Origin of the sequence: Rhizobium sp. FKY42 (genome assembly GCF_005222835.1) — a bacterium.
GTDB lineage: Bacteria > Pseudomonadota > Alphaproteobacteria > Rhizobiales > Rhizobiaceae > Neorhizobium.
This window is the reverse complement of the sequence record NZ_STGA01000010.1, coordinates 111,152-137,672: the sequence shown is the minus strand read 5'-3', so window position 1 is coordinate 137,672 and position 26,521 is coordinate 111,152. Positions and strand designations below refer to the sequence as shown.

General features: G+C 59.4%; 24 protein-coding genes and 2 pseudogenes. 11 read left to right on the top strand and 15 right to left on the bottom strand.

The annotated features are described in order from the left end of the window. Positions 1-108: 108 nt before the first annotated feature. Positions 109-304: pseudogene (locus E8M78_RS06060) on the top strand (ISNCY family transposase); the annotation flags it as partial. A 210-nt stretch (positions 305-514) separates the two neighbouring features. On the opposite strand, the gene E8M78_RS06055 reads toward E8M78_RS06060, so the two are convergent. From E8M78_RS06055 to E8M78_RS06015, 9 genes are all read right to left on the bottom strand, one after another. Further along, positions 515-1,408, bottom strand: coding sequence for a DUF296 domain-containing protein (locus E8M78_RS06055; protein WP_137134216.1), 894 nt, complete (start codon positions 1,406-1,408; stop codon positions 515-517). Further along, complete coding sequence (locus E8M78_RS06050) at positions 1,405-1,842, bottom strand: SDR family oxidoreductase (RefSeq protein WP_137134215.1); 438 nt, start codon at positions 1,840-1,842, stop codon at positions 1,405-1,407. The genes E8M78_RS06055 and E8M78_RS06050 overlap by 4 nt, the downstream gene beginning before the upstream one ends. Before the next feature lie 31 nt (positions 1,843-1,873). After that, on the bottom strand, positions 1,874-3,511 hold the full coding sequence (locus tag E8M78_RS06045; protein ID WP_137134214.1) for an acyl-CoA synthetase: 1,638 nt from the start codon (positions 3,509-3,511) through the stop codon (positions 1,874-1,876). Further along, entirely contained in the window at positions 3,508-4,677 is a 1,170-nt protein-coding gene (locus E8M78_RS06040) for an acetyl-CoA acetyltransferase (RefSeq protein ID WP_137134213.1), read from the bottom strand. The genes E8M78_RS06045 and E8M78_RS06040 overlap by 4 nt, the downstream gene beginning before the upstream one ends. Then, complete coding sequence (locus tag E8M78_RS06035) at positions 4,674-5,543, bottom strand: IclR family transcriptional regulator (protein ID WP_137134212.1); 870 nt, start codon at positions 5,541-5,543, stop codon at positions 4,674-4,676. Before E8M78_RS06035 ends, E8M78_RS06040 begins: the two co-directional genes overlap by 4 nt. Positions 5,544-5,545: 2 nt before the next feature. Next, positions 5,546-6,349 carry a glucose 1-dehydrogenase gene (locus E8M78_RS06030; protein WP_137134211.1) on the bottom strand — a complete coding sequence of 268 codons (804 nt, stop codon included), beginning with the start codon at positions 6,347-6,349 and terminating at the stop codon, positions 5,546-5,548. Positions 6,350-6,418: 69 nt separating this feature from the next. Then, positions 6,419-7,429 carry a TRAP transporter substrate-binding protein gene (locus E8M78_RS06025; RefSeq protein ID WP_137134210.1) on the bottom strand — a complete coding sequence of 337 codons (1,011 nt, stop codon included), beginning with the start codon at positions 7,427-7,429 and terminating at the stop codon, positions 6,419-6,421. Positions 7,430-7,473: 44 nt separating this feature from the next. Beyond that, positions 7,474-9,336, bottom strand: coding sequence for a TRAP transporter large permease subunit (locus tag E8M78_RS06020; RefSeq protein ID WP_137134209.1), 1,863 nt, complete (start codon positions 9,334-9,336; stop codon positions 7,474-7,476). Between the two features lie 392 nt (positions 9,337-9,728). Next, a complete protein-coding gene (locus E8M78_RS06015) occupies positions 9,729-10,388 on the bottom strand; it encodes a peroxiredoxin (protein ID WP_137134208.1) in 660 nt (219 codons plus the stop codon). Positions 10,389-10,573: 185 nt separating this feature from the next. On the opposite strand from E8M78_RS06015, the pseudogene E8M78_RS06010 reads away from it, so the two are divergent. Next, a pseudogene (locus E8M78_RS06010) lies at positions 10,574-11,310 on the top strand (SbmA/BacA-like family transporter); the annotation flags it as partial. Between the two features lie 132 nt (positions 11,311-11,442). Next, entirely contained in the window at positions 11,443-11,697 is a 255-nt protein-coding gene (locus E8M78_RS06005) for a WGR domain-containing protein (RefSeq protein WP_137134207.1), read from the top strand. Between the two features lie 5 nt (positions 11,698-11,702). On the opposite strand, the gene vapC is transcribed toward E8M78_RS06005, so the two are convergent. The 4 genes from vapC to E8M78_RS05985 all read right to left on the bottom strand — a co-directional run bounded on the left by vapC (position 11,703) and on the right by E8M78_RS05985 (position 14,143). Beyond that, the gene (gene vapC / locus E8M78_RS06000) at positions 11,703-12,113 is read right to left on the bottom strand and encodes a tRNA(fMet)-specific endonuclease VapC (protein WP_137134206.1); all 411 of its coding nucleotides are present in this window, start codon (positions 12,111-12,113) and stop codon (positions 11,703-11,705) included. After that, on the bottom strand, positions 12,113-12,343 hold the full coding sequence (gene vapB, locus E8M78_RS05995) for a type II toxin-antitoxin system VapB family antitoxin (RefSeq protein ID WP_137134205.1): 231 nt from the start codon (positions 12,341-12,343) through the stop codon (positions 12,113-12,115). Before vapB ends, vapC begins: the two co-directional genes overlap by 1 nt. 100 nt (positions 12,344-12,443) lie before the next feature. Next, positions 12,444-13,319 (bottom strand): amidohydrolase family protein, encoded by an 876-nt coding sequence (locus E8M78_RS05990; RefSeq protein WP_137134219.1) that lies wholly within the window; start codon positions 13,317-13,319, stop codon positions 12,444-12,446. 32 nt (positions 13,320-13,351) lie between these two features. After that, on the bottom strand, positions 13,352-14,143 hold the full coding sequence (locus E8M78_RS05985; protein ID WP_137134204.1) for a crotonase/enoyl-CoA hydratase family protein: 792 nt from the start codon (positions 14,141-14,143) through the stop codon (positions 13,352-13,354). Positions 14,144-14,292: 149 nt separating this feature from the next. Here E8M78_RS05985 and E8M78_RS05980 point away from each other — a divergent pair, with 149 nt between their 5' ends. The 8 genes from E8M78_RS05980 (at position 14,293) to repB (E8M78_RS05945) (ending at position 23,915) form a co-directional block, all read left to right on the top strand. Beyond that, positions 14,293-16,155: a feruloyl-CoA synthase gene (locus E8M78_RS05980; RefSeq protein ID WP_137134203.1), complete on the top strand. Its 1,863-nt coding sequence runs from the start codon at positions 14,293-14,295 to the stop codon at positions 16,153-16,155. Beyond that, positions 16,155-16,913, top strand: a complete 759-nt coding sequence (locus E8M78_RS05975) for an SDR family NAD(P)-dependent oxidoreductase (RefSeq protein WP_137134202.1) — start codon at positions 16,155-16,157, stop codon at positions 16,911-16,913. Before E8M78_RS05980 ends, E8M78_RS05975 begins: the two co-directional genes overlap by 1 nt. Positions 16,914-16,941: 28 nt before the next feature. Then, positions 16,942-17,448: a MarR family transcriptional regulator gene (locus tag E8M78_RS05970; protein WP_137134201.1), complete on the top strand. Its 507-nt coding sequence runs from the start codon at positions 16,942-16,944 to the stop codon at positions 17,446-17,448. 353 nt (positions 17,449-17,801) lie between these two features. After that, positions 17,802-18,998, top strand: coding sequence for a plasmid partitioning protein RepA (repA, locus tag E8M78_RS05965; RefSeq protein WP_137134200.1), 1,197 nt, complete (start codon positions 17,802-17,804; stop codon positions 18,996-18,998). A 69-nt stretch (positions 18,999-19,067) separates the two neighbouring features. Then, positions 19,068-20,048, top strand: a complete 981-nt coding sequence (gene repB / locus E8M78_RS05960) for a plasmid partitioning protein RepB (protein ID WP_137134199.1) — start codon at positions 19,068-19,070, stop codon at positions 20,046-20,048. A 164-nt stretch (positions 20,049-20,212) separates the two neighbouring features. Further along, positions 20,213-21,445, top strand: a complete 1,233-nt coding sequence (repC, locus tag E8M78_RS05955) for a plasmid replication protein RepC (protein WP_137134198.1) — start codon at positions 20,213-20,215, stop codon at positions 21,443-21,445. Between the two features lie 254 nt (positions 21,446-21,699). Further along, positions 21,700-22,896 (top strand): plasmid partitioning protein RepA, encoded by a 1,197-nt coding sequence (gene repA, locus E8M78_RS05950; RefSeq protein ID WP_137134197.1) that lies wholly within the window; start codon positions 21,700-21,702, stop codon positions 22,894-22,896. After that, a complete protein-coding gene (repB, locus tag E8M78_RS05945) occupies positions 22,896-23,915 on the top strand; it encodes a plasmid partitioning protein RepB (RefSeq protein ID WP_137134196.1) in 1,020 nt (339 codons plus the stop codon). The genes repA (E8M78_RS05950) and repB (E8M78_RS05945) overlap by 1 nt, the downstream gene beginning before the upstream one ends. A 448-nt stretch (positions 23,916-24,363) precedes the next feature. On the opposite strand, the gene E8M78_RS05940 is transcribed toward repB (E8M78_RS05945), so the two are convergent. Both E8M78_RS05940 and E8M78_RS05935 read right to left on the bottom strand, forming a co-directional pair. Beyond that, positions 24,364-25,287 carry an IS5 family transposase gene (locus tag E8M78_RS05940; RefSeq protein WP_137134195.1) on the bottom strand — a complete coding sequence of 308 codons (924 nt, stop codon included), beginning with the start codon at positions 25,285-25,287 and terminating at the stop codon, positions 24,364-24,366. A gap of 132 nt (positions 25,288-25,419) precedes the next feature. After that, on the bottom strand, positions 25,420-26,415 hold the full coding sequence (locus tag E8M78_RS05935) for a helix-turn-helix transcriptional regulator (protein ID WP_137134194.1): 996 nt from the start codon (positions 26,413-26,415) through the stop codon (positions 25,420-25,422). Between the last annotated feature and the right edge of the window lie 106 nt (positions 26,416-26,521).

The following is a 26,521-nucleotide window of genomic DNA, read 5'->3' as shown; positions in this document are numbered from 1 at the left end:
AATGCGACAGTTGGGCCAGTTAGAGATGCGACAGTTTTCGCCCTTCTAGCTGGTTAAGTTCAACGCTGGCCGGATGACTGTGGTGTCGGCAGCGCATGTATTTGATCTGAACATCACTGGTTTGAGGACCGCGGCCCGTCGTGCTCGCTTCTGGTGTTCGTTGACGATGCAACCGGCAAGTTGATGCAGTTGCGTTTTGTCCGCTCGGAAAGCGCCTTCACCTATTTCGAAGCACTGGATCTATCTCAAACACCACGGCGCCCCGATCGCCTTTCATTCAGACAAGCATTCTGTGTTCCGGGTCGCAAGACGGATGTCACGAGCGATCCGGCTGTGATTGCACGGCGGGAGAAAGCGCTGTTGCAGCAGCAGGCTGCCGAGTGAATGATTGATCAGACCTATTCAAAGCCAAAGGGGGTGTTCAGCACCCTGCGGACATTTTAACTCCTCCGCCACATGTGGCGCGGAGGGGGTATATTCCATTTTCGAACGCAACGGTTCGGGAAAGAATCCGTCAAACCGCGGGCTTGCTCTCGACGATCAGGATTTCCGCCGTGACACAAACAGGATTGAGACCGCGCTTGAGCAATCCACGGCTGTGACGGCCGGTCAGGTCCACCATCGCGATATCGAGGGCAGCATGGCCGGTGCCGTTCTGCTGTGTCACAGTGCCATTTCGGATATAGAGTTCGCTTGCATGCGCCGTCAGCGTCGTCCCATCTTCATAATCGACTCCGACAAGGCTGCCGAGCCCATGAACCTGTGCATCCCGGATGTCGAAGGCTCTGCAGATTTCCTCCACGGCCCTGCAAAGATCGGTATTGGGGCGCACTGTCGCCAGTATCGCGCGAGAGGCTGATGCTTCCGCTGTCACCGCATCAGGGCGTTTCTCCGGGTTGAACAATGAAAAATTGGTTTCCGTGTCGTGGCGTGTCACAAAAAGCGCTCCGCTGATGGCTACGGCATCGACGATCGTTTCCTCAAGGAGTTCGGCCTCGAACGGCAGTAGATGCCCCATCTCGATGCGCCCCTCTGTATCTTGCCATGCGCCATGACAATGCAGGAAGGGCTTGTCTTCCCGTCGTCCTGCGTGGAGTGCTGCATCGAGGATCACGCCTCCCGGCATGGCATAAGTTTCGCTGTACCAGGCGGCGTGGCTCTCATCCGGCGCCGCGGCGGGCATCACATAGTTGAGGGTGCGCATGGGAACCTGTGTCAGGCGAACATAACCGCCCTCGAAACCCTGTTGTGCAAAGCCTTGTGCAATCGCCTCGTTGATTGTGCACCCTGTCTTCAGCGAAATCCGCACCGGCTGGACATGACACACCACGGCGCGAACTCGCTCAGGCGTCACGGAGCCGGGATGAACGATATGGCGCGGCAGTGCTGGCTCCTCAGTGACTGTCATACCGCAAGGCCCGCCGTCACGAAGCCGCCATCCAAAGCCAGGATCTGGCCATTCACGTAACTTGCCTCGTCCGAGATGAGGAAGGCAATGGCGCTCGCGACTTCCTCCGACGTGCCATAGCGTTCCATCGGGACGCGGTGCGACCACTGCTTCCGAACGTTTTGCGTATGTACCTTGCGGGTCAATGGCGTATCGATGGGGCCGGGCGCAACGGCGTTCACCAGTGTCATCAGGTTCACCCCCCCTTTGGAGGAAACATCGCAAACCAGCCCCCGCGTTGCAGGAAGTTCCAGTGCACGGCAGGCGCTGGAGAGCGCCTCCGGCTGGAGGTCGAGAAGCCAGACCTGCCAGCCGCGATCATGAAGGAGGCGGGCGGTCGCAAGGCCGATGCCGGATGCTGCGCCGGTTATTGCCACGGATTGTTTCGTTCCCATTGCAAATCCTCTCCTGCCCTGCGACGGCGCCTCAGGCGCTTTCCGTCTCGCCAAACACCGGCAATTCGCCGCGTCGTTCCAGTTCCTCGCGGATCATCTTCTTGGTGATCTTGCCATAGGCCGATTTCGGCATGGCCTCCCAGAAGATCACCGCCTTGGGCAGCTTGTAACGGGCAATCCTGTCCTCAAGAAAAGCCCTGAGATCGATGCTTTCCGTCGAAACCCCCGGCCGGGTAACGCAGACAGCAATGCCGACCTCTCCCCAGACGGGATCCGGCACGCCCAGCACAGCCGTCTCGCTGATATCCGGATGCGCAAGGATCTTCTCCTCGATCTCGCGAGGATAGATGTTCGAACCCCCGGAAATATACATGTCGGACGCGCGGCCCGTGATGTAGATGAAGCCGTCCGCATCCCGGTGACCAAGGTCGCCGGTCCGGAACCAGCCATTCCGAAACGCTTTGGCATTCGCGTCCGGATTGTTGTAGTAGCCCGCAAAGACCGCCGGTCCGATGACGCAGATCTCGCCCGTCGTGCCCGCCTCGACTTCACGGCCTGCCTCGTCCTGGATCTCGACCTGCATCCCGGTCCGGTCATAGCCGCAGGTGCCGATCCGGGCCTCTGGCCCGTCTTCCGGCGAATGAAGGTGGGGCGGAAGAACGGTGATTGCGCCGGTCACTTCGCCGAGGCCAAAATATTGCACCAGAACCGGTCCGAGTTTCGCCAGTGCCCGCTTTTGATCGGTTCGATACATCGGCGCGCCTGCATAGATCACATAGCGAAGCGAAGAATGATCGAAGCGGTCCACCGACGGATCCTCGATCAGCATCTTCAGGATGGTGGGAACGGTGAACAGGTTGGATACCTTCCATTGCTCCACCAGCTGCCAGATTGCCGCAACGTCCAGTTTTTCGGCTGCCGGCAGAATTGTCTTCACCCCGTGCGCCACCTGCACCAGCTGGTGAACCCCTGCCCCGTGCGACAGCGGCGCAACGACGATTGAGGCATCGGAGGGCCCGGTGCCGGGCATCAGATCACATAGATGGTTGGTGATTACGAAGGCCATCTGGCCGTGAGTCAGAACGGCGGCCTTCGGGCGCCCCGTCGTGCCGGAGGTGAAGAAGAACCAGCAGGGATCATCCCGGAAAATCGGCGGGCTCTCTACTCTCCTCCCCAAATGCTCCTCTACAATGACGTCGTAGTCGGGACCGAAATCGGCAGAGCCGATCGCAATCACGAAGTCCAGTTGCCCGGCCTGCTGGCAGGCTTCAGCATGCGCGGCAAACGCCGCATGGCAGATCATGCCCCTCGCCCCGCTCGCCTGCGCCAGAAAGGCAACTTCGTCCGGCGACTGGCGAAAATTGGTCGGCACCCAAACGGCCCCAATGCGAAAGCAGGCAAACATCGACTCGAACATCTGGTTGTTGTTCGACGACTGCACGAGGACGCGGTCACCCTTTCGCACACCAAAGCGCGAGACCAGAGCCTCGGCCATGGCATCGACCCGCGCCTCCAGCTCGGACCAGGTCCATTGCCGCTCACCCCAGACGAAGCCGATCGCGTTGGGCAAGCGTCGGGCAGACTGCGTCAGAAAATGCGCGAGGTTCATGACGCGTGTCGTGGCGGGAGAAACGCCCCCCAGCGGAGCAGCCTGATCGCTGTCCGTCATCGCACCCGCTCCATGATGGAAACGTAATTGGCAACGGCGGTCCCTCCCATGTTGAACACGCCGCCAAGCCCTGACGTCTTCACCTGCATGTCACCCGCCTCGCCGGAAAGCTGCATAGCCGCCATCACGTGCATGGAAACGCCCGTTGCGCCGATCGGGTGGCCTTTGGCCTTCAATCCGCCGGATGGATTGACGGGCAGCCGTCCGGATTTGGCCGTCAGCCCTTCGCGCACCACGTGCCGCCCCTCGCCCGGTCTGGCGAGCCCCATGGCTTCGTATTCGATGAGTTCGGCAATGGTGAAGCAGTCATGCGTCTCGACAAATGCAAGATCGTCAAGGCTTGCCCCGGCAAGCTGCAGAGCACCCGCCCAGGCACGTCGTGCCCCTTCGAAGGCGAGCGGATCGCGGCGGCTGAGCGCCAGCACATCGTTCACATGCTTGCGGCCGCGAAAGCCGATGGCTCGGGACAAGGTCGCGGCTGTCTCCTCATCCGCCAGCACAAGGGCCGCCGCGCCGTCAGAGATCAGCGAGCAATCGGTGCGCCGAAGCGGGGCGGCCACATAGGGGTTCCTGTCGGAAACCGCATTGCAGAAGTCGAAACCAAAATCCTTGCGCATATGCGCATAGGGATTGGAAACGCCGTTTTCATGGTTCTTCGCCGCGATCATTGCCAGCTCTTCCGAGCAATCGCCATAGCGCTGGAAATAGGCCTGCGCGATGCGCCCGAACTGTCCCGCAAACCCACCCGGAATGTCGCCCTCTTCGGCACGGTAGCAGGCCGAGAGAAGGATATCCCCCACCTCTGCCGTCGGCAGCGCGGTCATCTTCTCGGCTCCTACCACGAGGGCGATCCGCCCCCTACCCGCTTCGATGAAGTCCATAGCGCTGTAGAGCGCTGCAGAACCTGTGGCACAGGCGTTTTCGAAGCGAACGGCCGGTGTATAGGTCAGCCGCTCATCGCCCATGGCAACAAGGGCCGCCTGGAAATCCTGTTTCGAAAAACCGTTGTTCATGACCCCGACGAAGATGCCGTCGATATCTGCCGGCCCGATGCCGGAATGCTCGAGAGCCGGTCCGACCACCGAGGCCATCAATTGCTCCGTGTTTTCCAGCGGGGACTTTCCGAAAGGCGAATGAGCCCATCCGACGATCTGTGCCTTGCTCATGACGTTGCTCTCCTACCCTGTCTTCGTTGATCCGGCTCCGTGCGCGATGGCGAGCGGCTGGCCATCATCTCGCCGATGCGGGTTTCGATCCGCCCCACCTCTTCGCGCAAAATAGCGGCCAGCTCCGGCTGGCGTTCAGGGCGCATGCGACTGTCGATGGCGGCAATGCTGAGCGCGCCTGCAATGCTTCCGTCCGGGTTGCGGATCGCCACGCCCACGCCCCAGGAATTTGCAAGGATGAGGCCCGGATTGAGCGAGTAGCCATTGGCCCGCGTTTGCTCCACCCCGTCCCGAAGCTGATCTAGTGCAATCATCGGATATTTGTCGGCAATGATCTCGGCATTGGCGGCCAGGATCTGGTCGATCTCCCGGTCCGGCAGCGCAGCCAGCATGGCAAGCGATCCGGCACCGATGCCGAGCGGATGCTCGAACCCCGCCTGCAGGGCATGGGTGCGCACGGGCCATGTGCCTTCCTCGCGGTAGAGGCAGAGCGAGAATGTGTCGCGCCGGACGGAGAGAAAGCTTGAGTCCTCCGTTCGCCGTGAAATGCGCCGCAGGCCGTCCTGCGCCATCTGTAGCAAACCGAAGCGGCGGGAAGATAGCGTGCCCAGCACATAGGCCTCTTCGCCGAGATAATATCGCCGCGTGATCTCGTCCTGTTCGATGACGCCAGCGCGCATCAGGGCAAGTAGCAGACGGCGCACGGTCGGTTTGTTGGAGCCGCTCTGCACCACGAGATCCGTCAGCCCCACCCCGCGCTCGGCGTGACGGCCTACCATGGAAAGAAGCGTGAGCGCGCGATCGACCGCCTGGGCGCCCTTCAGCTCCCCCTCGTCTCTTGCGGACTTCTGGATCGTCGTTGCCATGGTCAGGAAAACGCTCCCATGGCGCAGCTCTGGCCACCATCCACTGGCAGGCAGACTCCGGTGATGAATTTGGCTTCGTCGGAGGCGAGAAAGACCGCTGCCCGCGCGATGTCGAACGCATCGCCCATGCGGCCAACGGGCACGGAGCGGCTGCGGGCAGCCACCATTTCTTCCGCTGACGCATATTGTGCGCTGATCTGCTTGTAGATCAGCGGCGTGTCGATCATGCCCGGCATGATGCAATTGGCGCGGATACCACGTCTTGCATATTGCATGGCGATCGCCACCGTCGACTGGTTCACGGCAGCCTTCATCGCGTAATAGGCAAAATAGGGATAGCCCGTCCAGCGGATGGCGGCGAGCGAGGAAATGTTGATGATCGCGCCGTCCTTCTGCTTCTCCATAATGGGCAGAACCGCCTTGGCCGTGCGGTAAACGGAGCCGATATTCAGATCGACGGAAGCCTGGAAACTTTCTTCTGAAAGTTCGACAGGCCCACCCATATGGGTCACGCCGACATTGTTGTGCAGGATGTCGATGCCGCCAAACGCGTCCACCGCTTGGTTGACGGCCTGCTCGACCGATGCTTGCCTGGTCACGTCTGCGGCAATCGCTATCGAGGAATAACCCTCCTGCGTGATGAGCTGGTGCGTCTCGTTGGCCGCATCGAGAACCAGATCGACACAGGCAACCTGTGCTCCTTCGCGCGCATATTCCATCGCGGCGGCCTTGCCATTGCCGTAACCGGGGCCGGACGAGCCTGCGCCAAAGACGATTGCGCGTTTTCCTGAAAGCCTGCCTGCCACGATTGGGCTCCGCCATTGTTCAAAGGGAAAGCGGGAGCAGGACCATTGCCCTGCTCCCTGTCGTGGCAATCAGCCAAGGCTGGAGCCAACGGCCTTTTCGAGGATGCCCCAGGCCTCGTCGCCGTACTTGGCCTTCCATTCGGAATAGAAGCCTGCTTCCTTCAGCGCAGCGCGGAAAAGGCTTGCGTCCGTGTCGTTGAAGGTCATGCCCTTCGCCACGAGATCGTCCTTCACGGAGGCATTCAGCTTGGCAACGTCTTCGCGTTCCTTCTTGCCCGCCTCGTTCAGATGCTTGGCAACGATCCCGCGCAGGTCTTCCGGCAGGCGTTCCCAGGCGCGCTTGTTGGCGAGGAACCAGAAGCCATCCCACATATGGTTGGTCACAGAGCAGAACTTCTGTACCTCGAACAGCTTGGCCGTCGAGATAATGGCCAGCGGGTTTTCCTGGCCGTCGACGACGCCTGTCTGCAAGGCGGTGTAGACTTCGGCGAAATTGATGCTGGCAGGTGCCGACTTGAAGGCCTTGAACATCGAGGTCCAGAGCGGGCTGACGGGCACGCGGATCTTGAAGTTCTGCAGGTCCGCGGGAGACTTGATCGGCTTTGTCGCGCTGGTGATCTGGCGGAAGCCGTTGTCCCAGATCGTATCCATGGCCACGAGGTTCTGCTTGGCAATCTCGCCGCGCACATATTTGCCGAGGTCGCCATCCATCGCCTTCCAGACGGCGTCATAACTGGCGAAGGCAAAACCGATGCCGCTGATCGAGGCATTCGGAACGAGTGTGGAGAGAATGAGCGGCGAGAGCGTGAAGAACTCAACGCCGCCGGAGCGTACCTGGCTCAGCATGTCCGTATCGGCGCCCAGCTGGCTGCTTGGAAAGATGTTGATGGCAACGCGGCCATTCGTATCCTTGGCAATCAGGTCCGCCGCTTCCTTGGCCCGAACGTTCATCGGGTGCGCCACCGGAAGGTTGTTGGCATATTTATAATTGAATTCCGCCGCCCTCGCGCGGGAAACAAAGGCCGTGGTCAGTGCCATGGATCCGGCACCTGCCAGAACAGTGCGTCGATTGATGAGCATTTTCGTTTCTCCTCCCAAAGAAAACATGATTCCTCCCGCCCTTCTCAGAGCAGGATGGTCGATAGTGCAGGCACGAAGGCGATGACGAGCAGGCCGATCACCATCGCCGCGAGATAGGGCCAGATCGCACCCATGGCCTCGTCCGGTGATACGTTGCCGATCTTGCAGGCGATGTAGAAGCCGATGCCGATGGGCGGCGCCATCAGGCCTATATTCATGGCAACGACGACGACCATGGCATAATGCACGTCGTTTATGCCGACAGCCTTGGCGATCGGGAACATGATCGGTGCCAGAAGCACGATGGCGGGCAGGCCTTCCAGCACGCAGCCCAGCAGCATGAAAATCAGGATCGAGACGATCATGTAGGTGACCCAGCCACCCGGCAGTCCGGCGATCATGGCGCTGAGCTGGAACGCAAAGCCGGTCTGGGTCAGGCTCCAGGCCATGGCCGATGCGGTTCCGAGGATGATCAGGATCGATCCGGAAAGTGCCGCGGTCTCGACCAGCATCCGATAGAGTGTCTTCAGCGAAATCCCGCCATAGAGCACGGCGCCGATTACCATGGCGTAGAGAACCGCGATTGTCGAAACCTCGGTCGCGGTTGCCACGCCGCCGCCCACCAGCGAGCGGATGAGAAAGGGAAGCACAAGCGCCGGGGCGGCCACCAGCGCCGCCTTGCCTGCCATGGGCCAGGAGGCTCTCACAGCGCCGTCCATATTTTCATGACGCGCCTTGACCCAGGCAAGAACCGCAAGCGCGAAGAGCAGAACCATGGCAATGGCAAAGCCGGAGGTGAAAAGGGCTGCAATCGAAACGCCGGCTGCCGAGCCGAGCACGATGAGAACGATCGAGGGCGGCACCGTATCGGCCATGGCCGCGCCCGTCGCCAGCAGGGCAATCATTTCCTTCGGCTTGTGGCCGCGCCGCTTCATCTCCGGAAAAAGAGCCGGTGCAACGGTCGCCATATCGGAAACCTTTGAGCCGGAAATGCCCGACACCAGAAAGAGAGAGCCCAGAAGCACCCAGGACATGCCGGCCCGCACATGGCCGAACATCGTCGACAACAGGTCCACGATCGCCTTGCCCATGCCGGTGGCATCCAGCACGCAGCCGAGCAGAACGAAGATCGGCACCGAAAGCAGGATGATGCCGGACATGCCTTCGTCCACGCGCCCGACCATGACGATCAGCGGCACCCAGGTGGTGAACACCAGGAAGGACAGCGCTGCGAGCCCGAAGCAGAAGGCGATCGGAACGCCGAGGACGAGGAAGAGCGCCGCAAAGCCGCAGAGGAAGATCGCGATGTTGATATTGCCGAGTTGCTCGAGGACGGGCGACAGCAACCAGAGCGCAGATCCGACGACAGCCACGGTCAAGACCGCTTGAACGATCTGGTTCAGGCTGGACGTGCGAAAGAGATTGGCAGTCACCAGAACCAGCATCAGCACGATGCCGAACGGCAGCGCAGAGGCGCGAAAGCTCATCGGCAGGTTCAGGGCAGCGGAGGTGACGGCCCACTCTTCCATGACATAGTCAAGCGAAGGCATCAGCATGGCGCCGAGGAAGGTTGCCACGAGCACCAGCGCCAGTGCATTCACATAGCCCGTCAACCGGTCCGGCACCATGCGCAGAAAGAGTGTGAGCCGCAAATGCTCGTTGCGATCAATCGCAATAGCCGAACCCAGCATCGCAAACCACAGGAAGCAGAAAGACGCCGCCTCGTCGATCCAGACGATCGGCAGATGCAGGGCGTAGCGCGAGGTCACGCCAAGCAGCAGAAGACCGATCATCACGACAAGCAGAATGGCCGCAACGAATTCAACCGGCCGCATCAGCGGGGAACCTGATGACGCTCCCTCATGCAGAAGCTCACCATCCAGAACAAGGACCTCATTGGTCGTCATTGTCGACGGGCCTCCCCTCCCATGGGCAACGATAGCAATTGTCAGCCAGACCCTGCCGAACCTCCCGAAAGCCGCTCCTCAACGACATTTTCGATCCGTAATGTGGATCATGTTTCAATCTTGATACCGTGATACCAAGCGCAAGGCGCCAGTACAACCGAAACATGCGGTTAACACAGGCAAAGTACGATTTATGCTAGATCCACATTGTAGATCTCGTTGAACGAATGTCGAGATGTCCGAAGGTGACGCACGGATGCGCTGCGGAAACTTTTCTCAAAGGTGGGGCTCCGAGCCAGAAACGGCGAAGACCGCTGCGGGGTGACAGCGGCCTTCGTCCTGTTTGTTTCTGCTTAGGACAGCGCCCGAGGAACGTTCTCGCCGGAACGCCTTCAGCCTGTCGGTTGGCGGGTCTTGCGCAGGTAGGGTAGAACGGTGTCGAACGAACCGAAACGGGTGACGGCATCCTCGTTGGAAACGGCTGCCGTGATGATCACGTCCTCGCCTTGTTTCCAGTTGGCGGGCGTTGCCACCTGGTGCTTTGCCGTCAGCTGGATGGAGTCGATTGTCCGCAGGATTTCATCGAAGTTGCGGCCCGTCGTCATCGGATAGGTCAGGATGAGCTTGATCTTCTTGTCAGGCCCGATCACGTAGACGGAACGCACAGTCGCATTGTCGGCTGGCGTGCGGCCTTCTGACGAATTGCCCGCATCGTCCGGCAGCATGTCGTAAAGCTTGGCGACTTTCAGGTCCTTGTCGCCGATCAGCGGATAGTCCACCTCGAAGCCCGTGGCGAGCTTGATGTCGTCCTTCCACTTTGCATGGCTGTCCACCGGATCGACAGAAATGCCGATGACCTTGACATTGCGCTTGGCAAATTCGCCCTCAAGGCCGGCCATCGTGCCCAGTTCGGTCGTGCAGACAGGCGTGAAATTCTTCGGATGAGAGAACAGTACGGCCCAGCTGTCGCCGATCCAGTCGTGGAAGCTGATCGTTCCCTTCGTCGTTTCTGCGGTGAAATCCGGTGCAGTCTGGTTGATGCGCAAACTCATAGTCGAGAATCCTCCTTGGATGGCCCAGTTAACGTGCAAATCGTGACGGAGTGAAAGCACCGTCTTGTCAATTTGGGTTCCGTGAAGAAACGGAAATGCCTTTCGGAGGCCAGATTGAGTTTAATTTCCCGGGCGCGTCTGCTCGCATACCTGCATGCAATGCTCGGCCACTTACAGAAGTCGCCATCCCCGGCTTCCTCGTTATCACCGCCGTTCTCTATGCCGCCATCACCTCCAGCTCCATCGTCTTCATCGGCCGTAACTTCGTGCAGGTGTCGGAGGCCAAGAACCAGATGGAGGCAGAATTCCGCTACACGCTGACCCGCATTCGCGAAAACGGCGAAAGCATCGCGCTGCTTGGTGGGGAAGAAGAAGAGCGCAATGATCTGGATCGCCGTTTTGGCAATGTACGCAAGCAATGGCGCCTCTTGGCGTGGCAATACATGCGCACCATACTCGTTTCGCAGGGTTCGCTGCTCATTGCGCCCGTTGTTCCGGTCCTCCTCTGCACCCCGAAGTTCCTCGATGACAGCATGACGCTCGGCCAGGTCATGCAGGCCGCATCTGCCTTCACCATTGTCCTGAGCGCTTTCGGCTGGCTGGTCGAAACTACCCGAGGCTTACGGACTGGAACGCCTGCGCCCGTCGCGTTGCGTCTCTGATGGTCTCTCTCGACAGTCTGGAGAAGGCGGAAAACAGCGATGATCTTGGTCGCATCAAACGGGGCGATGCCGAGGGAACCGCGATGCTGACCCTCGACGGGCTTTCCGTCTCCCTTGATAACGGCACTGCCGTCATTAAGGAGACCGAGGTGCATATCGAGCCCGGCGAGCGTGTGCTGGTGGCGGGCGAATCCGGTTCCGGCAAGAGTACGCTGGTGCGCGCTATCGCCGGGCTGTTCGCCTGGGGCGGCGGCAGTGTCGGCCATCCTCCACCCGGCCCGAAAAGCAGTGATGTAGAAAAAATGAGAAGCATCAATTGCGTGAATCGGTCGGCAGCGAGTGATTCACGCAATTTGTTGGACGAAATCCGGTGATTGCTGCAGAATCCGGCCATGCAAGGAAAACTAACGGCACCGGTTCATCTCCATCGCATCGACCCTGAGCGGAACATGCACCGCTTCTACTTGCTCAGCGTCCAGCCGACATTGTTCGGTGGTGTTTCGGTCATTCGCAACTGGGGTCGTATCGGTTCGTCGGGGCAGACCATGGTCCAGACGTTCGAAGCTGAAGACGATGCAGCCGCCGCCCTCCTCCGCGTCGAGCGGGAGAAGCGACGCAAGGGCTACCGGGAGCCGGGCCTGCTATAGACCCGTTACTCCGCTGCTACCGACCAGTCCTCGCAGCGAAGCCCCGGCACTCTCTCGAATTCACGCATATTGTTGGTCACGATAATCAGACCGCGGGAGCGGGCATGTCCTGCGATCATTTGGTCATAGGGACCGATCGGCGTTCCGTTACGGGCAAGCTCGGCGCGAAGCTGCCCCGTATGGCTGGCCGCAGCGCCATCATAATCCAGCACGTCAAGACGAGCGGCAAAGCCTTCAACGACGCTCAGGTTCTGCTCGGGTCGGGCAGATTTCTCTGCGCCGTAGATAAGCTCCATCAGGCTGACGGAACTCATGCAGAGTTGATTGCTATGTCGGTTGAAGGCCTCGCGCACATGCTGTGGGCGGTTCTTGATGGTGAAGATGCAGATATTGGTGTCGAGCATGTACTTCAGCATCAGAAGCTTTCACGCTCCTGCTCTGCTGGCTGGTCGCGCGCCGCCATGAAATCAGCGCTCGCCCCCTCGCCATCGAACCAGCTGTCCCAAACCTCGCCCGCCGGTGCGATGATGCGGGTCCGCCCCATCGCGATGATGTCCACGCGCTTCACGTCATCGGGGAGTGCTACCGCTTTCGGCAGACGGACCGCCTGGCTGCGATTGCTTTGAAACACAGCGCCCTGTTCCATGCATATACTCCCCGACGTTCGACACCCCCATAATGTAGGGCGTGTCTTTGGGATATGTCAATGGGATATACGAACGAGCCTGAGTGCGCTGACCTAACACTTACATCTTCAGAATGCGGCGTGCGTTTTCCTTCAGGATCAGCGGACGCACCTCGTCCTTGATGCCGATGGTCTCGAAATCTTTCAGCCAGCGTTCCGGCGTCAGGGCCGGCCAGTCGGAGCCGAACAGCATCTTCTTCTTCAGAATGCTATTGGCATATTGCACGAAGATCGGCGGGAAGTATTTCGGCGACCAGCCGGACATGTCGATGTAGACATTCGGCTTGTGGGTGGCGACGGACAGCCCCTCTTCCGTCCAGGGGAAGGACGGATGTGCCAGCACGATCGTCATATCGGGAAAGTCGACCGCCACATCATCGACATGGATGGGACGGGAATATTTCAGCCGCATGCCCATGCCGCCATGCATCCCGGAGCCAACTCCCGTCTGACCGGAATGAAATAGCGCAATGGCACCCTCTTCCTGAATGGCTTCATAAAGCGGGTAGGCCATGCGGTCATCCGGGTAGAAGCCCTGCATGGTGGGGTGAAACTTGAAGCCCTTCACGCCGAATTCGCGCACCAGACGGCGGGCTTCGCGTGCGCCCATCTTGCCCTTGGCAGGGTCGATAGAGGCAAACGGAATGAGGATGTCGCTGTTTTCGGCGGCCAGTTGCGCAACCTCCTCGTTGCTGTAACGGCGGAAGCCCGTTTCGCGCTCGGCATCGACGCCGAAAATCACCGCAGCAATCTTCTGCTTACGGTAATAGGCTGCGGTTTCCTGCACGGAGGGCAGCATGCCATTCGTTCCGGCCGGATTACGGAAATAGGTCGCCATCGCGGCCTGAAATTCCAGATAGCCATCATCGCGCGGACCGCAGCAGGGCTCCTCAGCATGCGTGTGGAAGTCGATTGCAATCAAGTCATCGAGATTCATTGCCATTTCTGTGCTCCTCCCTGCACCGACTTTTATTCTGCGTCCGGTGCCTTCAGGCGCGCGGTCCGCTTTTCCAGAAAAGCACGCAGACGTTCGTTTGCCTCGGGCGTGGCAGAGGCCAGCGCCGACATCAGCGATTCCGTAAACAGCCCGTCTTCAGAAGACATGTCGCGAATACGCGGAAGCGCGTTCAGGATCGCATAGTTGGACATGGGCGCATTCTGTGCGGCAAGCCGGGCCAGTTCCTTCGCCTTCTCCAGCGCGGTTCCGGCAGGAACAACATAGTTGACGCCGCCCCAGACTTCCATTTGCGCGGGTCCCACGGTGCGTCCCGTCAGCATCATGTCGCCCATGCGCTGGGCGCCGATCAGCCGCGCAATGCGCACCGATCCGCCACCGCCGACGAAGATGCCGCGCTGCCCCTCGGGGAGACCGAAAAACGCCGTCTCATCCGCCACGCGCAGGTGGCAGGCCGCCGCCAGTTCAAAGCCGCCGCCGACGACCGCGCCCTGCAAGGCCACAGCAAAGGGAATGGCGCCCCGTTCGATGCCATCGAAAATCCGGTGCCAGCGGCGCGATCCCATTATCGCGCCGATCAGCGGCTTCTGCATGTGCTCGGCAAGGTCGAGACCGGCGCAAAAATGCGTGCCTTCGCCGAAGATTACGGCGGCTTTCGCGTCGTCCTGAGCACGCTCGATCGCCACATTCAGCGCCTCGACAACACGGTCGCTCACGGCATTGCGTTTTTCCGGCCGCCGGAGACCGATCATGGCGATCTCGCCATCGAGTTCGTAGCTGATTGGTTCCTGAATTGCCGCGCTCATGGTCCGCCCCGTTTGCTGTTCTCATCCTCACCGCTAATTGTAATGTCACATAACAGTTTCACTGTAAATCGTCTATTGCCCAGATGCAGCTGTGTGTGTAAACATTTATGTCAGATAACAGTTCTGGAGCACTCGGGGGGAGGAGCACCATGGCATTTGATACTGCCCGTGCGGCTGGCGTGACCAAAGAGGCATCGCCGCGGATCATTATGGAAACACTGGCGGATGGCTCCATCATCGTCCGTCAGGAAGGCGAGATTCCCGCCTATCCGCGCTGCATCACTGAACGCTTCATGGCCGGGGCGCAAACGCATCCGGACCAGGTCTGGATTGGCCAGCGCAGCGGTTCGGGTGATTGGCAAACCGTCAGCTATGCTGAAGGCAAGAAGGCCATAGAGGCCGTCGCCAGCCTTCTGGTCGAACGTGGCCTGTCCGCAGAGCGACCGCTTCTCATCCTCTCCGGCAATTCCATCGCTCATGCCGTCATGGCGCTTGGCGCCCAGCATGCGGGCATTCCCTCGGCTGCTCTTGCGCCGGCCTATGCCCTGTCCGGCGAAGACCGCAGCAAGCTCATCTCGGTAGTCGAGCAGCTGACGCCCGGAATGGTGTTTGCCGATCATGCGGCGCGATATCTCCCGGCCATCAGCGCCGTGCTCGGGCCGGATGTGCCGCTGGTCAGCCTGACGGGTGTGGCACAGGATCGGGAAACCATTGCCTATGAGGCTGCCTTGAAAACGGCACCGACCGCGGCAATGAAGGCGGCACATGATGCCGTCACGCCGGATACGATCGCGAAATTCCTGTTCACATCTGGCACGACCGGCAGTCCCAAGGCTGTCATCCAGACGCATGGCATGCTCTGCGCCAATCAGGCCATGGTTCGCGAAGCCTATGATTTCCTGATCCATGAGCCGCCGGTCATCATCGACTGGGCGCCGTGGAACCATACGGCCAGCGGCAACAAGGTCTTCAACATGGCCATCTACAACGGTGGCTCCTATTACATCGATGACGGACGCCCGACGACAGACGGCATTCATGCCACTATTCGCAATCTGCGGGAGATTGCTCCCACCTGGTATTTCAACGTGCCGGTTGGCTATCAATATCTGCTGGATGTGCTGGAGACGGACGAGACACTGGCGCGGACTTTCTTTTCGCGCATGCGCATGATGATGTATGCGGGTGCTGGCATGAGCCAGGCCGTCTGGGATCGACTTCAGGCCCTTGCAGAACGTCATGTCGAGGGTGGAGTGCCGCTCGTCTCGGGGCTGGGTGCTACGGAAACCGGTCCATTTGCGCTTTACCATACGGACAAGAAGGAAAAACCGGGCAATGTGGGCGTTCCGGCGCTTGGTGTCACGCTGAAGCTGGTTCCGCAGGACGACAAGCTCGAAGCACGGCTGAAAAGCCCGTCGATTACGCCGGGTTACTGGCGCAATGCGGCGCTGACCAGTCAGGCCTTCGATGAGGATGGCTTCTACAAACTAGGTGATGCGCTTCGGTTTGCCGTGCCGGGCGATCCTGCCGGTGGATTTCTGTTCGATGGTAGGCTTGCCGAAAACTTCAAGCTCGCCACCGGCACCTGGGTTGCCGTCGGCCAGTTGCGAAGCCGGCTGGTGGATGCCTTCGGCGGGTTGATAGCGGATGCCGTCATCGCCGGTGCCGAAAGGGATGATCTTCGTGCACTGCTCGTCCCCAATTGGCCGCGCATCCGCGAACTGGCGGACGGTCTGGAATTTCTGCCACTCGAAGAGCTTGCGGTTCATCCCGTCGTCCGCTCCACTCTGGAGCAGAGGTTGAACGCCCAGGCGCAAGCGGCGACCGGCAGCGCAACGCGTGTCGTTGCCGCCCTGCTTCTTGAGGAGCCACTGAACTTCGATAAGGGCGAGGTCACCGACAAAGGCTCGGTCAACCAGCGCGCCGTCCTGCGCGAACGTGCGGATCTCGCTGAAGCACTGTATGGAAATGATCCACGCGTCGTACACGCCACCTGGAAAGGAAACCGCTGATGGAACTTGCAACCTCGCATATTGCCGTCACCGGCGGCGGGTCTGGTCTCGGAGAGGCAACTGCCAGAGCACTTGCCGCTCACGGCGCGCGCGTGACCGTTATCGACCGCAACAAGGCCGCAGCCGAACGCGTCGCCACTGATATTTCCGGTCACGCACTCGAACTTGACGTGACCGACGAGGCCGCCGGTTCCGCCCTTGACGGGGCAATTTCCAGCCAGGGTCCTCTGCGCGGTCTCGTCAATTGCGCAGGTATTGGCGGAGCCGCCCGCATCGTCGGGCGCAACGGTGCCATGCCGCTCGGCGATTTCGAGAAGACAATCCGGGTCAACCTCATCGGCACTTTCAATATGCTGCGTCTGGCGGCCGAGAGAATGCAGGCCAACGAGGCGGATGCCAGTGGCGAGCGGGGCGCGATCGTCAATACGGCCTCAGTGGCGGCCTTCGATGGGCAATTGGGTCAGGCCGCCTACGCGGCATCCAAGGGCGGCATTGTCTCTCTCGCCCTGCCCGCCGCGCGCGAGCTTTCCCGCTTCGGTATCCGTGTCAACACGGTCGCGCCAGGCCTGTTCTTGACCCCGCTTCTCGCAGAGCTTCCGCCTGAAGTGCAGCAGGGGCTTGCAGCCTCCATCCCCTTCCCCGCCCGCCTCGGTGATCCGGCTGAATTTGCTGATGCCGTCATATTCGCCTTGACCAACCGCTATCTGAACGCCGAAGTGATCCGGCTTGACGGGGCGCTTCGCTTACCCCCGAAATAGGTCGGGCTGGATTGAAAACGGGGCGCGCATGGTTCGCAAGGCAGCGGAAAAGGTGAAGGCAGAGACACAGGAGCGGGAGGCCCCCTCCCCTGACGCGTATCTCACGCGGTTCGTCGGCTATGATCTCAAACGCCTCTTCAATCTGGTGCAGGGTGACCTGACCCGCGTTCTTGGTCCCTTCAACCTGCGGATCATCTCCTATTCCGTGCTTTCGGTCGTCGCACGCAGTCCGGGCATCAACCAGACGCGGCTGGCCGAGGCGCTGAAACTCGAACGCTCCAACCTGGTCCAGATCGTGGACGAGCTTTCGGCCCGCGGCCTCCTGACCCGCAACCCAATCGAGAATAATCGCCGCAGCCATGCGCTTCTGGCGACACCCCAAGGGATGGCGCTGATCGAGGCCGTCGATCTCGAAGTGATCGCCCATGAGGATAAGCTCTTCTCCGATCTCAGCCCATCTGAATTGACGACGCTGCGGCAATTGCTGCTGAAAGCTCGCCAGAGCATTGAGCAAAGGGTGAGCACGGCTGATTGAATAGCTCATGCCGTGCTTGCACACAAAGATGCGAATCGATTCAGTTTGTTGAGTCGGCTGCAAGACCTCGCGATTCGGCCTCTGATGCAGCGCCCAGCAGGTCTGTCGTGCTCCAGAGACACAGATTCCTGTGAATCCATTCCTTGAAAATGCCCCCTGCCTCATCTTTCCGCGCAGGGTCGCCTTTTGGGGAAACAGCCAAATTCGTTAATGAGTCAGTGGCTTAGCTGCAAGTTTCCGCCGGTGGTGGGAAAATACGTTAACCATTTATCGCTTGTCACATCCTGCAAATGGTCGATACTGGCGGCAGTTTTCCAATTCAGGCCATTTTATCGCCAGAACGGTCGCAGTTTATGAACGCCTTTACGAGGTTGCCGTCTTTCGAGTTCGACGAGAAGATCCTGCTTCAGGGTGCAGAGATCTCGCGTCGTCTTGACCAGCTTCGAATGGACAAGTTTCCTCCGAATGCCCGCAAGACCTTGCGTCTGTTTTCCATGGCTGAAGTGGCGCATTACCTGGGCGTCAGCCCCAACAATCTGAAGCGGTTGCATCTGGAAGGCAAGGGCCCGGTGCCGATGACCTCCACCGGCGGACGTCGCTTTTACACCGGCGAGCAGATGCGCGAACTGCGCCATTTTCTGGATCGCACCGGCAAATCCGACGCCAAGAAATATGTGCCGCACCGCAAGGATGGCGACAAGCTGCAAGTGATTGCCGTCGTCAACTTCAAGGGCGGTTCGGGCAAGACCACGACGACAGCACATCTTGCGCAGCATCTGGCCCTCACCGGCCACAGGGTTCTGGCAATCGATCTTGACCCGCAGGCGTCGCTCTCGGCGCTGCACGGCTTCCAGCCGGAGCTTGACCGCAACCCCTCCCTTTATGATGCTATTCGCTACGATGAGGCGCGCAAGCCCTTGTCCGAAATCATCCAGCAGACGAATTTTCCGGATCTAGACATCATTCCGGCCAATCTTGAGCTGCAGGAATACGAATACGATACGCCGCTTTCCATGCAGACCTCCGTCGAGGGCAAGCGCTTCTTCACGCGTCTCGGCAAGGCGCTTTCCGATGTGGATGATCGATATGACGTGGTCGTGCTCGATTGCCCGCCTCAGCTTGGCTACCTGACGCTGACCGCATTGACGGCAGCGACCTCCGTGTTGATCACCGTTCATCCGCAGATGCTGGATCTCATGTCGATGAGCCAGTTTCTGCTCATGCTCGGAAATATCACCAAGACGATCAAGCGGGCGGGCGCCAATGTGGAAATGGACTGGCTTCGCTATCTGATTACCCGTTACGAGCCGACCGATGTTCCCCAGGCCCAGATGCTGGGTTTCATGCAGTCCATGCTTGCCGAAGAAATTCTTCGCCAGCCGATGCTGAAGTCAACGGCGATCTCTGATGCTGGCCTAACCAAGCAGACGCTTTATGAGGTTGAGCGAAACAACTTCAACCGCGCGACCTACGACCGGGCCATCGAGTGCCTGGATGCCGTCAACTTCGAGATCCAGGGTCTCATCCACCGGGCATGGGGGCGCCTGTGATGCTGTTGACTGCCGTCAACTTTGCCGTTTTTCGCAAGCCTCTCCGTAAGTTAGGCAGGAGATCGCGTCATGGCGCGTAAGAACCCTTTCGCGAATGTCATGACGGAACAGGCTGGCGCAAATCCCGTCGCGCTGGGCTATACAGTCAAAGGCGCCTCACGCTCGATCATCTCCACGATCGATGAACTGGCGGCGCGCGCCGACAAGCTTCTGGAAGGCGAGACGGTTGTAGATCTCGATCCGGCGACCGTCGATGTCTCCTTCGTGCAGGACCGGCTGGAGGATGATCGGGAAGCCTTCGAGACGTTGAAGGAGGCAATCCGGGAGCATGGCCAGACGAGCCCGATCCTCGTTAGGCCGCATCCGTCAGACTCCGGGCGCTACATGGTGGTCTTCGGGCATCGGCGATTGCGGGTAGCGAGTGAGCTCGGCCGACCCGTTCGTGCTGTCGTCAAAGCTATTTCCGACCGTGATCACGTCATTGCGCAGGGCCAGGAGAACTCGGCGCGCTCTGATCTCTCCTTCATCGAAAGGGCGCGCTTCGCAAAGCGATTGAGCGAACTGAAATACGACGGCGACAATCTGACGGTCATGACCGCGCTCTCGATCGACAAGACTACGCTCTCCAAGATGCTGTCCGTCGCCAGCATGCCGCAGGATATTCTATCGGCCATTGGTGGTGCGAGATCGCCGGGCCGCGACCGCTGGTACGAACTCAAGCATTTGCTTGAAAATCCGCGCGTGCTGGAAGAGTTGCGCCGGATTCTATCGCAAACCAGCCTTGAAGGCATTGATGGCGACGCCCGCTTTGCCTTCGTCATGGATGCTTTGACCCGGAAGAAAGCCTCCGGTTACCGCCCCGAGCCGAAGCGCGAGATCTGGTCCGCGCGGGATCGGGCGCTCTCGGCCAAGATCCGCAGTGACGGAAATAGTTACACTCTTGCCCTGAAAAGCAAGGATGCAAAGGCCAAGGATGCGGCCGACTTTGGCGCATTCGTTGCCGAGCATCTGGACGATCTCTACGCCAAATATCGCAAACGCAGTAAGTGAGGACTATCGACCGCAAAAGAAAAAGGCCCCCCAAACGTTACCGTCGTGGAAGCCCTTCTCAATCTGTAGCAAGATCAGAATCGCATTTCCATGAATCGCAGTCAAGAGTCTTTGGCACCGTTTTGGTGAGCGGATTTCTTTTGCCTTTGAAAAGGTGAAGGACAATGCAGAGTGGAAATGTAACGACGCCCTTCGGGCAGCGGCGGGTTTCGCTTGCGCTCGTGAAGGGGCAGCTGGACCGTGGCGGCCCTCCCCCGGCCCATTCAGTCGACAAATGGAAAGTGTTTCGCGACGTGGCCGAAGCGCGGCAGCGCCTTGGATTGCAGGATCGGGCGATTGCCGTCCTGGATGCTCTCCTGACCTTCTATCCGGGCAACGAGCTGAAGCCGGATGGTAGCCTCGTCGTGTTTCCGTCGAACGCGCAATTGTCGCTGCGGGCACACGGGATCGCCGGTACGACACTTCGCCGGCATCTGGCCGCGCTCGTCGAGGCGGGCCTGATTGACCGACGCGACAGCCCGAACGGAAAACGTTATGCGCGACGGACTCATGCTGGCGATATCGAGAACGCTTTTGGCTTCGACCTGCGGCCTTTGGTTCAGCGAGCAGCCGAACTGGCCAACCTTGCGCAGGATGTTGTTCGCGAAGCGCAGGCTTTCCGTCGCGCCAAGGAGGCCTTGACCATATGCCGTCGCGACATTCGCAAGCTCATCACAGCTGCCATGGAAGAAGGTGCGGACGGCGACTGGTCGCGCATCGAAGAGGTCTACATCACCATTCTTGCCCGCCTGCCCCGTGCACCAGGCAAGGAGATTGTGGAAAGCGTTCTGGATGAACTCCAGCTTTTACGTGGCGAGATCGTCAACAGGCTGGAACTGTTACTGAAAACACAAAATACAGAGATCAATGACGTCCAAAATGGGCGTCACATACAGATTTCAAATCCAGAATCCATCACTGAACTTGAACCTCGCTTTAGAAAAGACGAGAGTCCGGCAACGAGACCGAGACCCGCTGACCCGACTGTGCTGCAAAAGGCCTTCCCGCTTGCCATGGTGCTGAAAGCCTGCCCGCAAATTATCGATTATGGCCCAGGCGGTGCGGTTGCAAACTGGCGGGATCTGATGAGCGCTGCCGTGGTTGTCCGTTCGATGCTGGGGATAAGCCCCTCCGCCTATGAGGATGCCTGCGACGCCATGGGGCCGGAAAATTCCGCCATCATGCTTGCCTGTATCCTTGAACGATCCGCACATATCCAGTCAGCCGGGGGCTATTTGCGGGATTTGACATCCAAAACCCGGCGTGGCGAGTTTTCGCTAGGACCGGTCCTGATGGCGCTTTTGCGCTCGCAAGGGGAAAAGCCCGGTGCGCATAGCCTGGATGCCTCTGCCGGATGAGATCTGTCGCGACCCATCCGATCAGAAAGGCTGTTGGCCTGAGTGCTGAAAAGCCAGTTGTCCGCGGACAACAATCACGGCAATCGATGGAACGGTTGTTCCGTTGTCCGCGGACAACTGTTTCGCCGCTATGATAAACGCAGGACCGATGTGACAAATCAAGCTAATGTTTGTGCATTCTTCACGAATCAGCTTTTATGTGAGTAGCGCTATTTCTGCCCAATTAAGAAAATTCGCGCTACTGGAGATCTGAAATGCTGCATCAACGAAATCCTGCCTCCGCTGAACAGGAGCATCTGCCGTCCATGCTTGCCGCTGATGCGCAGGAATTACAGCGGCAGCTGCAGCTTCATCAGGCGCGCGTTTTCCCGCCGACTTCTGCAAAGTCCATCCGCCAGTTTGCGCCGGGGGAAGCAGCATCCTTCATTGGCATTGGCGAGGCCTATCTTCGCCAGCTGGCGGGAGAGCTGAATGTCCCCTCCCCTCTCCCCAACGGCAGAAGGCTCTACAGTGCCGATGACATGAACCTGATCCGTCGCGTTCTCGACGAGAAGAACGGTACGCCGAAATATGTTCCCCATCGACGAGACGGGGAACACCTTCAGGTCATCGCCGTGATGAACTTCAAGGGAGGCTCTGGCAAGACGACGACAGCCGCGCATCTGGCGCAATATCTGGCATTGTCGGGCTACCGGGTACTGGCGGTCGATCTTGATCCGCAGGCATCGTTGTCCGCCATGTACGGACACCAGCCGGAGCTCGATGTGGGTGAGGGGGAAACGCTTTACGGTGCGATCCGCTACGAAGACCCGGTGGCGATCACCGAGATCGTTCGCTCGACCTATATTCCGAACCTGCATCTCATTCCCGGCAATCTGGAATTGATGGAGTTCGAGCACGATACGCCACGCTTCATGGCGCAAGGCGCCAACAGCACGATGTTTTTCGCGCGGATCGGCGAGGTTCTGGGTCAAATCGAAGAGCTTTACGATCTCGTGGTCATCGATTGCCCGCCACAGCTCGGCTTTCTCACCATGTCCGCCCTGTGTGCGGCGACGTCCGTGCTGATCACCATTCACCCCCAGATGCTGGATGTAATGTCGATGAGCCAGTTTCTGGCAATGACGAGTGAACTGATGTCCGTGGTCGAGCGGGCAGGGGGGCGCACAAGCTATGACTGGATGCGGTATCTGGTCACCCGCTTCGAGCCGAATGACGGCCCTCAAAGCCAGATGACGGGCTTCATGCGGGCCATTTTCGGGAACCGGATGCTGAACACGCCCATGCTGAAATCGACCGCCATTTCGGATGCGGGCGTGACAAAGCAGACGCTTTACGAGGTAGAACGAACGCAGTTCACACGCGGAACCTATGACCGCGCTATCGAAGCACTGAATGCCGTCAACGGCGAAATCGAACAACTGGTCAAGACCACCTGGGGGCGCAAATAATGGCACGCAAGAACCTGATCGAAGCCGTACAGCGCAACGCCGCGACCAGCTCTTCGACCGAGACGCCTCCGGCTCGACCGCTTGCCGGATTGGGCAGTCCGCTGAAGGCAAGCGGTGCGATAGGGGGTATCTCCAAGACGCTCGGCAGCATCAATTCCTCCGTCGAGCGGGCCAGGGAGATAGAGGCACAGCTCCTGCAGGGTGCTGCCGTCATCGAGATCGATACGGATCTTATCGACAGCTCCTTCGTGTCCGACCGTCTGGGCATTGATCCGCGCCAGTTGGACGAGCTTGCTGAACAGATCCGCGAACATGGACAACAGGTGCCGGTTTTGCTTCGGCCGCATCCGGCGAGGGAAGGGCGCTATCAGGTTGCCTATGGGCATCGACGGGTCGCCGCCTGCCAGAAACTGGGCATCCGGGTTCGTGCTGTCGTGCGCAACCTGACGGACGAACAGCTCGTTGTCAGCCAGGGCCAGGAGAACAATGCCCGTGCCAACCTTTCCTATATAGAACGTGCGCTGTTTGCGATGAAGCTGGAACAGCGGGACTTTTCTCGCGAGATCATCATGTCTGCGCTCGGTATCGACAAGGCGGCGTTGTCACGGATGTTGCAGGTGGCAAAGCAGGTGCCTTCCACAGTCGTCTCTCTCATCGGTCCGGCACCATCTGTCGGCCGACGACGCTGGCTGGAACTGGTAGAACTGTTGAATGAAGCCGTGGCGGAGCATGTCATCGACGTGTTGAACAAGGCAGGGGCTGCGGAAGCCGGAAGCGATGCACGTTTCGAGCTTGCGTACCGTGCGGCGCGCCAGGACAAGTCCAAGCTGCGCAAGGAGAAGCCGGAGCAGAGCGTCTGGGTCGCGACCGACAAGGCCATGCGCGTGAGCTTTTCGGGGAGTGGCAAGAAGGTGGTGGTCGCGATCGAGGCAGCAGACGCGGAGCGCTTCGCCGACTTCCTTCAGGCGGATCTCGAGCGGCTTTATGCAAACTATCGCGAGCGGGCTGCGGCGGACTGAACACGCTGTTTCGATGGTGTTGCTGCGTTGACCGGCTTGCTTTGGCCGACGCTATTGCCCAGGCGGATCATCATCGACAAGCTAATTCCGGCCAGCAGAGCCGGCTGCAGGTACAGGGGCAGGATTGGGCATGACTGTATCGCATCCGTCGCAATCAAGCACCGCGACGACCGGGCGATATCTGTGAAGGTGGTGCGGCGGATCGTTGCCTCATCCACGCAGAGTATGTGCGCCAGGCGGAGGATCTGATTGTCGTCACGACACGAAAGTGCTCGATCTGTCCGACATTTGAGAACATAGGGTGATCACGTCGGGTGGGTTGCGAAAGCCTGATGGAAATTGCGCAAGGTCACCCACCCACGACCATGGCGCTGGTGACGATCTCCACCTGCAGGGCGTTGGTGCACGGATCTCTGAAAAGATGGATTTCCGGCTTTGATGGTTGGCGCTACACGGTCGCCTTGTTGCAGCGGGCGGATTTCGGGCGTGCGCAGTCCAGCATTCGATTGAGGACGGCGCAGCCGAGGGCGACTTCCGTCTGCTGTGCGGAGAATGAGCGTGCCCGCAGCCGCCGTCCGATGATCGATTTGTACCGACCGATCGCGGTCTCGACCAGCGATCGTTTGCCGTAACCGGTCGCGGCTTGCCACTGCATCCGGCCATCGGCGTTGATCGTCGCGATATGACGGTCTCGCTGGCTGGAGAGATCGGCGTCCTGCCGGTCCACCGCATTGGCGCGTGGCGGAATGACCACCGCCGCGTCAGGACTGTGATTGATAACGGCGTCGTAGGTCGGCTCAACCTGTGAGGCGTCGCCGGCATCTTGATCGGTCATGACCTGAGCGATGATGTCGCCGCTGTCGGCATCCAGCGCCAGATGCAGTTTGCGCCAACCCCTGCGGGATTTTGCACCATGCTTTTCCTCCAGCCATTGGCCTGCGCCGTAGACCTGCAGCCCGGTGCTGTCGATCAAGATGTGGACGGGCCCTTTCTGAGGCATGCGATCATCGTGCCGCTTCTTCGGCATTCTGGGCTTACTGGCCCGACGACTGAGCGTCGTGTGATCGGGAACGGGGAGGTCCAGTCCAATCAGCTTCAACACCGACGTTATAAACCCCTCCGTCTGACGCAGCCGCAGGCCGAACACCAGCCCTAGCGTCAGGGCGGTCTCTACCGCCAGATCCGAGTAGCGCGGCTGGCCACCGCGCGTTGTCCGCTTCGGCGGCTGCCAGGACGATCGTGCCTCCGGCGTCATCCAGAGCGTCAGGCTGCCACGCTGACGAAGGCCTGCCTCGTATTCCGCCCAGTTCGTGACCTTGAACTTCATCTTGCAGATACAATGGCGACGGCAGGCGTTGTGTTTGAAAGGCATGTTCAATCAGCCGAGTTGTTTCAACCCAATCCAACTACGTCACCGCTGATGAATGATCCGTGCACCAACGCTCTTGCCAATACGATGGCGGGGGGACTACATGGCAACTCCAATCTGCACATGAATGCCAGTTCAAAAAGCAGCCTCCCCCTGAAGTTTGAACATCGAAGGAGTAATTCCGTATTGACGCAGAAAGAGCTGCGAAAAGCGGCTGGGATTGGCGTAACCAACCGCAAGCGCAACTTCCGTGACCGTGCTGTCCTGCCGTGCGAGAATTGCCCGCGCTTCCTCCATCCGTGATTTCTGGAGGAAACTGTAGACGGGCAAGCCGAACTGCTGCCGGAAACCTTCCTTCAACCGTTTTTCACTCAGGCCGACCTGACGCGCAAGATCATGGATGGTCCAAGCCTTGTCCAGATTGTGCAAAAGGATGGTCTTCGCTTTCAGGAGTGCATTGGTGTCTCGCAGAAATTTCGTTTTCTGGCAGAACAATGGCTCGCGCATGACCGATATGGAGGCAGTCAGCAGATCCAGGCTTCGCGCCTCCATGGACAGATCATCGCGGTTCTGTCCAATACCCGATGTCATCAGCTGTGATAAAATAGCTTCGATCGTGGAAGTGATCGGAAAGCGGCCGATCCAGATGGCGTCGTTCGCGGCAAGGGTCAGGGGATGATTGTTTTTTGCATTCATGAATGTCTGGCTGACATCCAGTCGCTGCAGGAAATCGTCAGTGGCGCGAATTTCCACGCCACTAAAGCGCGTGTTTGCCGGCACATCGTATTGTCCCCGAAGCGCCTGACTAGAATAGATCATGATCGCGGTGCGCGGGTCATAGTCCAGCCGGATGTCGTCAACACCTCCCTCGCAAGGCCTCACGAGGCTTGCTCCTGCTGCCTTGGTGAGGAAGACCATAGTCAGGCCCGCATCTGAAACCACCTTTCGCCGGAATGGTGTATGAAGAATTAGATCGTAAATCGAGACTTCCAGCCCATCGCGTATACCCAGCCGACGAAAATCACCGTCAATCTCCACATCAGCCAGTTCCGCCTGGCTAGCCCGCCGAACCGGCAGCAGCGTTTCCATCTGGGCTTGCTTCAGCAGGCGCTCCTCAAAGTTTAGCGTCATCTGCCATTTCCTTCCGAGATCCAAATAGCAATGGGTTTCAAAGACCGTTCAGGCACATCAAGAAATTGACCCGATCAGGATAACGAGCGGCCCGATCATGGTGGCG